Source organism: Massilia sp. IC2-477, assembly GCF_020707265.1.
Taxonomy (GTDB): domain Bacteria; phylum Pseudomonadota; class Gammaproteobacteria; order Burkholderiales; family Burkholderiaceae_D; genus Telluria.
Window position 1 is genome coordinate 11895 of sequence record NZ_JAJFEQ010000008.1, and the last position, 13006, is coordinate 24900.

Genomic DNA, 13006 nt, shown 5'->3' on the forward strand with positions numbered 1-13006 from the left:
CATTCTTGGCCGAAATGCAAGCAACAAATGGTATGATGGGGCCTTTGACGACTCTCTAGCCCAGCCGAAGCAACGTGCGCCTTTCATCCATTAAATTGTCGGGATTTAAGTCTTTCGTCGATCCCACCAATTTCCAGGTGCCCGGCCAGCTCGTCGGCGTGGTCGGCCCTAACGGCTGCGGCAAGTCGAACATCATCGACGCCGTGCGCTGGGTGCTGGGCGAATCCAAGGCATCCGAGCTGCGCGGCGAGTCGATGCAGGACGTCATTTTCAACGGCTCTACCTACCGCAAGGCGGCCGGGCGCGCCTCGGTCGAACTGGTGTTCGACAACAGCATGGGCAAGGCGGCCGGGCAGTGGGGGCAATATGCCGAGATCGCGGTCAAGCGCACCCTGACACGCGACGGCACCTCGACCTATTACATCAACGGCCAGCCGGTACGCCGGCGCGACATCCAGGACATCTTCCTCGGCACCGGCCTGGGCCCGCGCGCCTACGCCATCATCGGCCAGGGCATGATCTCGCGCATCATCGAGTCGCGCCCGGAAGAGCTGCGCGTGTTCCTGGAAGAAGCGGCCGGCGTCTCCAAGTACAAGGAGCGCCGCCGCGAGACCGAGAACCGGCTGTCGGACACGCGCGAGAACCTGCTGCGGGTGGAAGACATCCTGCGCGAGCTGAACGCCAACCTGGAAAAACTCGAAGCCCAGGCCGCGGTGGCGAACCGCTTCCACCAGCTCCAAGCGGACCAGGAAGAAAAGCAGAAGCTCCTCTGGCTGCTGCGCAAGAACGAAGCCAAGGCCGAGCAGGTCCGCTACTTCCGCGAAGTGGAAGAGGCGCAGACCGCGCTGGAAGCCCAGACCGCCAAGCTGCGCAACGTCGAGCTCAAGCTGGAGCAGATGCGCCAGGCGCACTTTTCCATCGGCGACCGCCTGCACACGGCGCAGGGCGCCCTGTACCAGACCAATTCCGAGATCGGCAGCCTGGAGGCGCAGATCAAGTTCGTGGTCGAGTCGCGCACCCGCCTGCAGACCCAACTCGGCACGCTCACGGCCCAGCGCGACCAATGGCTGGCGCAGCGCCAGGAATACGAAGAGCAGCTGGGCGAGGCCGAGATCACGCTGGAAGAACTCGGCGCGCGTGCCGAAGGCGCCCAGATCGCAGTCGAAGCGCACAGCGAGCGCGTGCCGGAACTGGAAGCCGCATGGCGCCAGGCCCAGGAGCTTTCGAACGAATCGCGCGCGCGCATCATGCAGGTCCAGCAGCGCATCGAACTGGCCAGCGCCCACCAGCGCAACGCCACCAACATCCTCACCAGCCTGGCCGGCCGCCGCGAACGCCTGCAGCAGGAACGCAGTAGCCTGAACCTGCCCGACAGCGCCACCCTGGACAACCTGCGCCTGCAACAGGAAGAGAAGCAGCTGGCGCTGGAAGAACAGACCATGCTGCTGGACGAAGCGGGTGCGCGCCAGGACGCCGTGGAGCAGGAACGCAAGGATGCGCACGCCCAGGTCCAGCAGGAGTCCGCTGCGAACGCCCAGCTGGAAGCGCGCCTGGCCGCGCTGCGCCAGGTCCAGGACCGGGTCCAGACCCAGGGCAAGGTCCAGCCCTGGCTGGAAAAGCACGAATTGGCCGGCCTGCCGCGCCTGTGGCAAAAGCTCGACATCGAAGAAGGCTGGGAGACTGCGCTCGAAGCCGTGCTGCGCGAGCGTTCCGGCGCGCTCGAGATGTCGAACCTGGACTGGGCCAAGGCCTTCTTCAGCGATGCGCCGCCGGCCCGGCTGGCGCTGTACTCGCCGGCGCCCGCTGCACCCGCTGCGGCCGACATCCCCGGCCTGAAGCCTTTTGCCGGCCTGCTGCGCCTGAATGACCCGGGCCTGCGCGGGGTGCTCAACGACTGGCTGCACCATGTCTATGTGGCGCAGGACGCGGCCGAGGCCTTTGCGCAGCGCGGCCGTCTGCCGCAGGGCGGCTGCTTCGTCACCCGCCAGGGCCATCTGGTCACGTCTTCGAGCGTGCGCTTCCACGCGCCGGATGCGGAGCAGGACGGCATGCTGGCGCGCCAGCACGAGATCGAGAACATCGGCAAGCAGCTGCGCGCCCAGGCCCTGCTGCTGGACGAGGCTAAGAGCCGCGCCACCCGCGCCGACGCCGCCGTCAGCGACCTGACGCGCCGTTTGCAGGATGCGCGCCAGCGCTCCGGCCAGCTGCAGCGCGAAGTGCATGCGCTGCAGATCGAAGTGCTCAAGCAGAGCGAGATCGAGGCGCGCTTCAACCAGCGCAGCGGCCAGATTGCCGCCGACCTGTCCGAGATCGCGGCGCAGGAGGCCGAGCAGCGCCAGCTCGCTGCGGAAGCCGAGCAGGAATTCGAACAGCTCGACATGGAGCTGGCCGAGCTGCAGGGCAGCCACGAGGACGGCCAGACCGCCTTCATGGAAAAAGAGCAGGTGCTGGCGGACGCGCGCCAGAAGCTGCGCGACCTGGAGCGCAGCGCCCAGGAAGCGCAGTTCGCCGAGCGCGCCCAGCGCAGCAAGATCGACGAACTGCGGCGCAGCATCGCCACCGCCACCAGCCAGGCCGAGCAGGTGGGCGCCAGCCTGGGCGCCGGCCGGCTGGAACTGGAAGCGCTGGAAGCCGGCACCGCACACGAAGGCCTGCAGGAGCTGCTCGATCGCCGCTCCAACCAGGAGCGCGCGCTGGCCGACGCCCGCCATGAACTCGACCAGATCACCCAGCAGCTGCGCCAGCTCGAGGAGCTGCGGATGGGGAACGAGCGCAGCCTGCAGCCGCAGCGCGACCGCATCACCGAGATGCAGCTGAAGGAACAGGCCGCGCGCCTGAACCAGGAGCAGTTCGCCGAAGCGCTGGCCACGACCGGCGCCGTGGAGTCCGAGCTGGAGCAGAAGCTCACGCCGGACATGAAGCCGCAATACCTGCAGGGCGAGGTGACGCGCCTGACCAACGCCATCAGCGCACTCGGCGCGGTCAACCTGGCGGCGGTCGACGAGCTGGCCCAGGCGACCGAGCGCAAGCGCTATCTCGACTCGCAGAACAACGACCTGCAGGAAGCCATCTCCACCCTGGAAGATGCGATCCACCGCATCGACCGCGAGACCCGCGACCTGCTGCAGGATACCTTCGACCGCGTCAACACCCACTTCTCGGAACTGTTCCCGATCCTGTTCGGCGGCGGCCAGGCCAAGCTGGTGATGACGGGCGACGAGATCCTCGATTCCGGCGTGCAGGTGATGGCCCAGCCGCCGGGCAAGAAGAACGCCACCATCCACCTGCTGTCCGGCGGCGAAAAGGCGCTGACCGCCACCGCGCTGGTGTTCTCGATGTTCCGCCTGAACCCGGCGCCGTTCTGCCTGCTGGACGAGGTCGACGCGCCACTGGACGACGCCAATACCGAGCGCTTCTGCCGCATGGTCAAGCGCATGTCGGACCATACCCAATTCCTCTTCATCTCGCACAACAAGATTGCGATGGAGATGGCCAATCAACTGATCGGTGTGACGATGCAGGAGCAGGGCGTATCGCGCATCGTGGCGGTGGACATGGAGTCCGCCGCGAATTTCGCTACTGAGGCACAAGCAGCATGACTGATTTACAAATGACCCTGATCGCAGCGGGCGGCGTGTTCGTCGCCGGCGTCATCTCTTACAACAAGTGGCAGGAGTACAAGGCCCGCAAGAGCGTGGAACGCGCGTTCGCGTCGGATCATGACGACGTGCTGATGCGCAGCGGCGAAACGGCCGTCGAGCGCCAGGAGCCGGTGCTGGACCTCGCCGCGGAAACGCCGCTGGCGCCGCTGGACGTCGAACCGGGTACCGTGGAGGTCCCGACCGCGGCGCCGAGCGCCGCGCCGGCGCCTGCGGTTCCGGCTGCACCGGCTACGACGGGTGTGCGTCCGATCGAGCAACTGGCCCCCGCGCCCCTGCCGGGCGCGAAGCCGGACACAACGCCCTCGGAACTGGCCGAAAGCCTGGTCGATCCGCTGATCGACTGCATCATCCCGCTCAACTTCGAGGGCGCCCTGCGCGGCGACAAGGTGCTGCCGGCGCTGCAGAAGCTGCGCCGCGTGGGCAACAAGCCGATCCACTACATCGGCTTCGCCGTCAGCGGCGAATGGGAGCCGATCGTGCACGGCGGCGTGTACACCAAGCTGCAGGCGGGCGTGCAGATGGCCACCCGCACCACGGCCCTGAATGAAATCGAATACTCCGAACTGGTGACGCGCCTGCGCGCCGTGGCCGACGAGATCGGCGCCGAGCCGGAAGTGCCGGACATGATCGAGGTGATGAGCGAAGCGCGCACGCTGCACCGTTTCGTCGCCGGCCACGACGCCCAGCTGGGCGTGAACCTGGCCGCCAACGGCGCCCCGTGGGCCATCTCGACCCTGATCGGCGCACTGGAAAACCAGGGCTTCGACGTGCGTCCCGACGGCCGCTTCTCGATGCCCGACGGGGAGGGCGGCGTGCTGTTCACGCTGTCGACCAACGTCACCCTGGGCGCCGATACCACCAACCGCCTGACCCTGCTGCTGGACGTGCCCTGCGTGGCGCCTGAGCGCGACGGCTTCGGCGCCATGGTCAAGTGCGCAAAGGAGCTGACCATGCGCCTGGACGCGACCATCGTCGACGATTTCGAGCAGCCGCTGCTTGACCCGGCGCTGGAAGAGATCAAGGGCCAGGTCCAGGAGTTCTACCAGGAGATGGAAGCCTCCGACATTCCGGCCGGTTCCACCCGCGCGCTGCGCCTGTTCGTCTGAGGCAGCGCCGTGAGCGTCCCTAAGGAAATCCAGGACCGCATGGCGTGGCTGGTCGAGGAACTCAACCGCCACATCTACAACTACCACGTACTCGACGCGCCGACGATTCCCGACGCCGAGTACGACCGCCTGTTCAAGGAGCTGCAGGAGCTGGAAAGTGCGTACCCGCAGGCGGTGAAGAACGATTCGCCGACCTCGCGCGTGGGCGCCGCGCCGATCCCCGAGTTCAGGCAGGTGACGCACTCGGTGCCGATGCTCTCGCTGAACAACGGCTTCTCTGATGAAGACGTCGAGAACTTCGACCGCCGCGTGCGCGACGGCCTGGAAGCGAAGCAGGTGGCGTACTCCAGCGAGCTGAAATTCGACGGCCTGGCGATCAGCCTGCGCTACGAGAACGGCGTGTTCGTGCAGGCCGCCACCCGTGGCGACGGCTATACCGGCGAGGACGTCACCGCCAACATCCGCACCGTCAAGGTGATCCCGCTGCGCCTGCACGGAGACGAGCTGCCTGCGGTGCTGGAAGTGCGCGGCGAAGTCCTGATGTTCAAGGATGATTTCGCCCGCCTGAACCAGCGCCAGCGCGACGCCGGGCAGAAGGAATTCGCTAATCCGCGCAACGCGGCTGCAGGCAGCCTGCGCCAGCTGGATGCGCGCATCACGGCCCAGCGCAAGCTGCGCTTCTTCGCCTATGGCATCGGCCGCCTCGAAGGCGCCGAGCTGCCGGAGACGCACTCGGGCGTGCTGGAGTGGTTCGAGCGTCTCGGCTTGCCCGTTTCGAAAGAACGTGCCGTCGTCACTGGCTGCGAAGGCCTGCTGGGCTACTACCGTGGTATCGGGGAAAAGCGTAGTTCGCTCCCTTACGAGATCGACGGTGTCGTGTACAAGGTCGACCGCGTGGCCGACCAGGCGGCGCTGGGCTTCGTGTCGCGCGCGCCGCGCTTCGCGCTGGCCCACAAGTTCCCGGCCGAGGAAGCGCTGACCACCGTGTCGGCGATCGACGTGCAGGTGGGGCGCACTGGCGCCATCACGCCGGTAGCGCGCCTGGTGCCGGTGTCGGTGGGCGGCGTCACCGTCACCAACGCCACCCTGCACAATGAGGACGAAGTCCTGCGCAAGGATGTGCGCGTGGGCGATACCGTGATCGTGCGCCGCGCCGGCGACGTCATCCCGGAGGTGCTGTCGGTGGTGCTGGAGCGCCGCCCGAGCCCGGAGCCGATGCGCTACAAGCTGCCGGAAACCTGCCCGGTGTGCGGCTCGCACGTGGTGCGCGAAGAAGGCGAGGCGGTGGCGCGCTGCTCCGGCGGCCTGACCTGCGCCGCCCAGCGCAAGGAAGCGATCCGCCACTTCGCGGGCCGGCGCATGATGGACATCGAAGGCCTCGGTGACCGCTACATCGACAGCCTGGTCGAGTGCAACCTGATCCACGGCGTGGCCGACCTGTACAAGCTGACCCTCGACGACCTGCTCACCATGAAGCGCATGGCCGACGAGCGCGACGGCACCACCCCCGAGACCGTCAAGCAGGGCAAGGTGGCCACCAAGTGGGCCGATAACCTGCTCGAGGCCATCGCGGCCAGCAAGAATCCGCCGCTGGAACGCCTGCTGTTCGCACTCGGCATCCGCCACGTGGGCGAATCGACCGCCAAGACCCTGGCCGACTGGCTGGGACGCTTTGCGCTGGTGCGCCAGGCGCCGGAAGCGCTGCTGCGCGTGCTGCCCGATATCGGCGGCACCGTGGCCGAGGCGATTGCCGAATTCTTCGCCGAAGAAAAGAACCAGCGCGAGATCGATGCGCTGCTCGCCGCCGGGGTTGCGCCCCAGGGCGAACACGCGCCCAGGGCCCAGCTGCGCGAGAAGCTGGACGAAGTCAATTTGCTGGCTGCCCTCGGCATCCCGAAATTGACCGAGCCGCGTGCGCGCCAGCTCATCGCCGCCGGCCAGCACCTGGAATCGCTGGCCCACCTGAACGTGTTCGGCGTGTTCGGGCTGCCGGCCAACGTGGCCGCGTCGCTGGAAGAATGGATGGCGGTCCCCGGCAACCGCGACAAGCTCGCCGCGCTGGCGACGCTGCGCGCAGAGCTGCTGGCCCAGCTGCCGGAGCAGGCCACAGCCGAAGGCAAATTCAGCGGCAAGACGTTTGTATTGACCGGCACGCTGCCGACCATGAGCCGCGACGCGGCGGGGGCGCTGATCGAGGCCGCCGGCGGCAAGGTGTCCGGCTCGGTCTCGAAAAAGACCTCCTACGTGGTGGCCGGCGCCGAAGCGGGCAGCAAGCTCGCCAAGGCGGAGGAACTCGGCGTCACCGTCCTCGACGAAGCGGGCCTGTTGGCGCTGCTGGGACAATGAAAAGGAAAATCGCATGACCCTGATTCGTAAAGCCGTATTCCCCGTTGCCGGCCTCGGTAGCCGCTTCCTGCCCGCCACCAAGGCGCAGCCGAAGGAAATGCTGCCGATCGTCGACAAGCCGCTGATCCAGTACGCCGTCGAAGAGGCGGTCGCCGCCGGCATCACCGAGATGGTCTTCATCACCGGCCGCAACAAGCGCGCCATCGAAGACCACTTCGACAAGGCCTACGAACTCGAGTCCGAGCTGGAAGCGGCCGGCAAGCAGGCGCTGCTCGACCTGGTGCGCGGGGTGATCCCGAAGAACGTCAACTGCATCTACATCCGCCAGTCCGCGCCCCTGGGCCTGGGCCACGCCGTGTTGTGCGCCCGCCCGGTGGTCGGCGACGAGCCCTTCGCCGTGCTGCTGGCGGACGACTTCATGGACACCGACGCGGGCACCAAGCCGGTGCTGGCCCAGATGACCGACCTGTATGCCTACGAGCGCTCCAGCATCCTGGCGGTGCAGGACGTCCCGCGCGAGAACACGCGCCAGTACGGCATCGTCAGCGCGTCGAGCTACCGTCCGAACCTGGAACTGGTCTCGGGCATCGTCGAAAAGCCGGCGCCGGAAGTGGCGCCGTCGACGCTGGCCGTGGTCGGCCGCTACGTGCTGTCCGGTTCCATCTTCGGCTACCTCGAGAACCTGGGCACCGGCGCCGGCGGCGAGATCCAGCTCACCGACGGTATCGCCGCGCTGATGCAGGCCGAGCGCGTGCTGGCCTACCGCTACGACGGGCAGCGCTACGACTGCGGTTCCAAGCTGGGCTACCTGAAGGCCACCGCCGCGATCGGCCTGAAGCACCCGGAGACGGCCGAGGGCTTCCGCGCCTCGCTGGCGGGCCTGCTCGAACAGGGGAAATGACATGGCGGTCCGCGAGATCCTGCGCATGGGCGATCCGCGCCTTCTGCGCGTGGCCAAACAGGTCGAACGTTTCGATACGGCCGAGCTGCACGCCCTGATCGGCGACATGTTCGACACCATGCACGCCGCGAACGGCGCCGGCCTGGCCGCGCCGCAGATCGGGGTCGACCTGCAGCTCGTCATCTTCGGCTTCGCGAAGAACGGCCGCTACCCGGACGCGCCGCCGGTGCCCGAGACGGTGCTGATCAACCCGGTGCTCAAGCCCCTGTCCGAGGAAATGGAAGAGGGCTTCGAGGGCTGCCTGTCGGTCCCCGGCCTGCGCGGCAGCGTGCCGCGTTACACGCAGCTGCACTATGAGGGCGTCGACCAGTATGGAAAACCGATCAGCCGCGACGTGGACGGCTTCCATGCGCGCGTGGTGCAGCACGAGGTCGACCACCTGCTCGGCATCCTGTACCCGATGCGCATCCGCGACTTTTCCCGCTTTGGTTTTACCGAAGTGATGTTCCCCGATCTCGATCCGAAGGCCGACGACTGATGCGCGCCATCTTCCTTTCTCTGCTGCTGGCTGCGCCGCTGGCGCAGGCCGATGAGCTGTTCACGAAAATCGACCCGGCGCCGAGAAGCGAATTCTGGCTCGACACCGGCTTCGCCACTGCCCACTTCGACAGCGACAAGGACCTGAACGGCGCCAACAAGGGCCTGGGCGCCGAGTACCGCTTCAGCGGCACCATGTCGGCCACGGCCGGGCGCTTCTACAACAGCGACCGCGCGTGGTCGAACTATGCGGGGGTGATTTGGCAGCCGTATGCGGTGGGCCCGGTGCGCGTGGGGCTGGCGCTGGCGGCCTTCGATGGCTACCCGAACATGCGCAGCGGCGGCTGGTTCCCGGCGGCGATTCCGACCTTGAGCTATGAGTACAAGCGGGTGGGGGTGAATATCGGGATCATCCCGACGTACAAGGATCGCTTGTATGGTGGGGTGTCGTTTCAGCTCAAGTTCAAGCTGTTCGAGCAGGCACGCTGAAATTGGGTTCCCGCCTGCGCGGGAACGACGGTCTTAAAGCCAACGGCCGTAAGACCGTCATTCCCGCGCAGGCGGGAATCCAAGTTTGTTCGACCTTAGTTAGCCCTCCTTCGGATACGGACTCGGCCCACCCTCCGCAATGAACGCATCGACCCGCTGCTGCAGCACCGGCAGCGGCACCGATCCCAGCTGCAGTACAGTATCGTGGAAGTTCCGGATGTCGAACTTCGCCCCCAGCGCCTTTTCCGCCCGCGCCCGCGCTTCCTGGATCGCCATCTGGCCCAGGTAGTAGGACAGCGCCTGTCCCGGCCACGAAATATAGCGGTCGACCTCCGTCTCCACCTCGTGCTTCGCCAGCGCCGTGTTCTCCATCAGGTAGTTCTGCGCCTGCTCGCGGGTCCAGCCCTTGGCGTGGATGCCGGTGTCGACCACCAGCCGCGATGCGCGCCAGGCCTGATAGCTCAGCATGCCGAAGTGTTCGTAGGGCGTCTCGTAGATGCCCATCTCCACGCCGAGGCGCTCTGAATACAGGGCCCAGCCTTCGCCGAAGGCCGAGATGTAGGCGCGGCGGAAGTTCGGCACCCCTTTCTGTTCCTGCGCGACGGGCATCTGGAAAGCGTGGCCCGGCGCCGATTCGTGCAGGGTCAGCGCCGGCAGGCTGTACAGCGCGCGCGCCGGCAGGTTGTAGGTGTTGACCCAGTAGGAGCCGGCGCCGCCGCGGCCGGCCGTGTAGAACGGCGCCTGGTCGTCCGGCACCGGCAGGATCGCGAAGCGCCGGCGCGGCAGGTAGCCGAAATACTGGTCGGCCTTGGCGTCGAACTTCTTGGCGGTCCAGGCCGCGTGCATCAGCAGTTCCTTCGGCGTCTTCGCGTAGAACTGCGGGTCGGTACGCAGGAAAGCCAGGAAGGCCGGCAGGTCGCCCTTGAAGTCGACCTTTTTCATGGTCTCGTGCATCTCGGCGCGGATCTTCGCCATTTCGGCGAGGCCGATCGCATGGATCTGCTCGGCGCTGAGATTGGTGGTCGTGAACTCGACGATCTTCGACTGGTAATAGGCTTTACCGCCGGGCATGCTCTCGGCGGCGAGCGTGGTGCGCGCCTTTGGCAGGTATTCGGTGCGGAAGAAGGCCAGCACCTTCGCGTAGGCCGGCTGCACCCCGTCGCGAATGATTTGCGCTGCCTGCGCCTTCAAGGCTTCCTGCTCGGCGGCGGGAATCGAGGCCGGCATGGTCTTGAAGGGGTTGAAGAACACGGTTTCCTGCGGCGTTTTCGCTTCGGCGATCGGCACCAGGGCGACGTCGCGTCCCTGCAGCGTCACCTGGGGCGGCGTGAAGCCGCGCGCCAGGCCGGCCCGCATGTTGGCGGTCTCCTGGGCGAAATACTCGGGCAGGGCGGCCAGCTGCTTCAGGTAGTTGCGGTAATCCTCGCCGTTCCTGAATGGACGGCGCGCGCCGAAGGTGACGTTGGTCCAGAAGGCGCTGTCGGCATTCACGGGCTGTTCATACTCGCGGAAACGCTGGGCCTCTTCCAGTGCGGCGATCTGGGCACGGTACACGGCGTAGTTGATGCGCTCGGCGGGGGAAAGGTCGGCCGGCTTGATGGCGTCGAGCTCCTTGAGGATGCCCTGCCAGTAGGCGCGCCGTGCCTCCTGGGCCGGCGCATCGACCCGGGCCAGCGCGGGGCTCACGCCGCGGTCGTCGTCGGCCCTGGCGAGTCGTTCCGAGACGCGCCACTTCCACTCTTTGGTGTAGATTGTCTTGAAGCGAGCATCAGCGTCGGTGGCGGCGCCGGCAGGGGTAGTCGCAAGACTCAGCAGTACACAGGCCGTTGCAAGGACGGCGCCCAGTTTCTTTTCCATGGAACTCCTACTCAGAAGAGCAATATTGCTCGCGCTATACATATTAGCGGCTCGGCGAAGGATTGGCACGGTTCAAATGTTTCCGAAAGATCGTTGGTTAAATCATCATTTTGCCCAGTTGACACGTTATAATTCCCGTTGCATCGGGACCCGGCCACGGCGTCCCTTGCCGCGGACTCGCGCCAGTCCCATCGACTTAGACTTCCACCAGCGGCAATCATTGTTGAACGATAAACACATGACGAATAGCACGGGCGCGCCGGAACCGACCGCTGGCAACAGCGCGCTGGTACAGCCGTGGCGACGGATCGCAACGCAACTTTGCCCGCTCATTGGAGAGAGCGGGTTTTGTGCTTTGTTCGGCCGTGCCGTCCACGTCATCGGGCCGGACTATGCCTGGCTTGCCCCGCGCCAGGCCTGCCGTGCGCCCGAGCAGCTCTTCAGTGCGCTCGAAGAGCGGATGGCGCTGGTCGACGGGCAACGCGCCGCTGCAGCCAGCGATGCCTTGCTGCGGACCTTCACTGATTTACTCGCCGCACTCATCGGAGAGAGGCTGACGCAGCAATTGCTGGCTTCGGCTACCAGCGCCGCAGACCATCCGGCAGGCCAGCAGAAGAATGCACAGGAGCAGAAATAAATGACCGATAAAGTTAGCTTGAGGAAATTGGCCACTGGCGTGCCGGGGCTCGATATTCTCTTGGGCGGCGGCTTGAACGAGTTTTCGTTCAACCTCATTACCGGTGCTCCCGGCTGCGGCAAGACCACGCTCGCCCACCAGATGATGTTCGCGCTCGCCAATCCCGAGCGCCGCGCGCTGTTCTTCACGGTGCTCGGCGAACCGCCGCTGAAGATGCTGCGCTACCAGCAGCAATACACCTTCTTCGATACCGACAAGGTCGGTACGTCGATCCGCTACGTCAACCTGGCGGCCGACCTGCGCGCCGGCGACTACAGCGGGGTGCTGGAACGCATCACGCGCGAGGTCGAGGACTTCTCGCCCAGCCTGGTGTTCGTCGATTCCTTCCGCTCGGTCATCCAGAGCGGCAAGCCCGGCATCGAAGGCATGAACGACCTGCAGCACTTCGTCCAGGAACTGGGCACCCGCATGACGAGCTGGATGGCGACCACCTTCCTGATCGGCGAATACCAGCACAGCGAAGTCGAGGCCAACCCGATTGCGACCGTCGCGGACGGCATGATCAGCATGAGCCAGGTCCATGACGACAACGCCGTGGTGCGCAAGATCCGGATCGTCAAGATGCGCGGCCAAGCCCACATGTCGGGCTCGCATACCTTCCGGATCTCGAGCGAGGGCCTGCGCATCTATCCGCGCCTGCTGCCACCGCTGGCCGACGACCGTCATCCGGGCGTGCCGGTCGACCGCGAAGCGCGCCGCATCCCGACCGGGGTGGCGGGGCTGGACGAGATGCTGCTGGGCGGACTGCCGCAAGCCCATTCGCTGCTGGTAGTCGGTCCGACGGGCTGCGGCAAGACCATCCTCGGCTCCGCTTTCCTGCAGGCCGGCGTCAGCCTGGGCGAGCAGGGCGTGATGCTGTGCTTCGAAAAAGGTACGTCCCGGCTGCGCAATGCCGAGCTGGCGGCCATGGTGCAGGCCGGACAGGTGCACATCGTCGAGACCCGGCGCGTCGACCTGACGATGGAAGAGTTCGAGGACGAACTGCTGGCGACCATCGAGCGCACCGGCGCGCGCCGCGTCGTCATCGATTCGCTGTCGGAGTTCAGCCTCTATCTCGCGCCTGAATGCCGCCGCCACTTCCGCGAGGGGGTGTTCCATATGCTGGCCTCGCTCGCCAAGCGCGGCGTCACGGTGCTGGTGACCGTGGGCCTGGACGACCGCAGCCTCAACATGAACCACGCGCGCGCCGATATCGCCTATCTCAGCGATGCCATGGTGGCGATGCGCTACGCCGAAGTCGACGGCCATGTGCAGCGCTACATCGCGGTCGTGAAGGTGCGCGGATCCGACCACAGTAACGAGCTGCGCGAGTTCCGGATCACCGACGACGGCATCGAAATCGACCCCGTCCCGGCCCAGGTGAACGGCGTCCTGTTCGGCCGCACCGACAGCGGCAAATCAGGCGAATGAG

Annotated in this window: 9 protein-coding genes; 8 read left to right on the top strand and 1 reads right to left on the bottom strand. The window is 66.3% G+C overall.

Annotation, left to right across the window (positions count from 1 at the left end; translation table 11 throughout):
* Window positions 1-74 precede the first annotated feature (74 nt).
* The 6 genes from smc to LK542_RS17005 are packed head-to-tail and all read left to right on the top strand — an operon-like array spanning window position 75 to window position 9041.
* Window positions 75-3599, top strand: coding sequence for a chromosome segregation protein SMC (gene smc / locus LK542_RS16980; protein ID WP_227812800.1), 3525 nt, complete (start codon window positions 75-77; stop codon window positions 3597-3599).
* Entirely contained in the window at window positions 3596-4768 is a 1173-nt protein-coding gene (locus tag LK542_RS16985; RefSeq protein WP_227812801.1) for a cell division protein ZipA C-terminal FtsZ-binding domain-containing protein, read from the top strand. Before smc ends, LK542_RS16985 begins: the two co-directional genes overlap by 4 nt.
* 39 nt (window positions 4769-4807) lie before the next feature.
* Window positions 4808-7114 carry an NAD-dependent DNA ligase LigA gene (gene ligA, locus LK542_RS16990; RefSeq protein ID WP_227812967.1) on the top strand — a complete coding sequence of 769 codons (2307 nt, stop codon included), beginning with the start codon at window positions 4808-4810 and terminating at the stop codon, window positions 7112-7114.
* 13 nt (window positions 7115-7127) lie between these two features.
* Entirely contained in the window at window positions 7128-8015 is an 888-nt protein-coding gene (gene galU / locus LK542_RS16995) for a UTP--glucose-1-phosphate uridylyltransferase GalU (protein WP_227812802.1), read from the top strand.
* Between the two features lies 1 nt (window position 8016).
* Window positions 8017-8553: a peptide deformylase gene (gene def / locus LK542_RS17000; protein ID WP_227812803.1), complete on the top strand. Its 537-nt coding sequence runs from the start codon at window positions 8017-8019 to the stop codon at window positions 8551-8553.
* Window positions 8553-9041, top strand: coding sequence for a hypothetical protein (locus LK542_RS17005; RefSeq protein WP_227812804.1), 489 nt, complete (start codon window positions 8553-8555; stop codon window positions 9039-9041). Before def ends, LK542_RS17005 begins: the two co-directional genes overlap by 1 nt.
* Before the next feature lie 99 nt (window positions 9042-9140).
* On the opposite strand, the gene LK542_RS17010 is transcribed toward LK542_RS17005, so the two are convergent.
* Window positions 9141-10898 (bottom strand): DUF885 family protein, encoded by a 1758-nt coding sequence (locus tag LK542_RS17010; protein ID WP_227812805.1) that lies wholly within the window; start codon window positions 10896-10898, stop codon window positions 9141-9143.
* Window positions 10899-11136: 238 nt separating this feature from the next.
* Here LK542_RS17010 and LK542_RS17015 point away from each other — a divergent pair, with 238 nt between their 5' ends.
* Together LK542_RS17015 and LK542_RS17020 are read left to right on the top strand one after the other, a co-directional pair.
* Window positions 11137-11535, top strand: coding sequence for a hypothetical protein (locus LK542_RS17015; RefSeq protein ID WP_227812806.1), 399 nt, complete (start codon window positions 11137-11139; stop codon window positions 11533-11535).
* Window positions 11536-13005, top strand: a complete 1470-nt coding sequence (locus LK542_RS17020; protein ID WP_227812807.1) for an ATPase domain-containing protein — start codon at window positions 11536-11538, stop codon at window positions 13003-13005.
* The last annotated feature ends 1 nt before the right edge of the window (window position 13006 follow it).

Coding starts and splice junctions, on each gene's coding strand:
- galU (WP_227812802.1), top strand. CDS start 7,128: ATGACCCTGATTCGTAAAGCCGTATTCCCCGTTGCCGGCCTCGGTAGC.
- LK542_RS17020 (WP_227812807.1), top strand. CDS start 11,536: ATGACCGATAAAGTTAGCTTGAGGAAATTGGCCACTGGCGTGCCGGGG.
- def (WP_227812803.1), top strand. CDS start 8,017: ATGGCGGTCCGCGAGATCCTGCGCATGGGCGATCCGCGCCTTCTGCGC.
- ligA (WP_227812967.1), top strand. CDS start 4,808: ATGGCGTGGCTGGTCGAGGAACTCAACCGCCACATCTACAACTACCAC.
- LK542_RS17005 (WP_227812804.1), top strand. CDS start 8,553: ATGCGCGCCATCTTCCTTTCTCTGCTGCTGGCTGCGCCGCTGGCGCAG.
- LK542_RS17010 (WP_227812805.1), bottom strand. CDS start 10,898: ATGGAAAAGAAACTGGGCGCCGTCCTTGCAACGGCCTGTGTACTGCTG.
- LK542_RS17015 (WP_227812806.1), top strand. CDS start 11,137: ATGACGAATAGCACGGGCGCGCCGGAACCGACCGCTGGCAACAGCGCG.
- LK542_RS16985 (WP_227812801.1), top strand. CDS start 3,596: ATGACTGATTTACAAATGACCCTGATCGCAGCGGGCGGCGTGTTCGTC.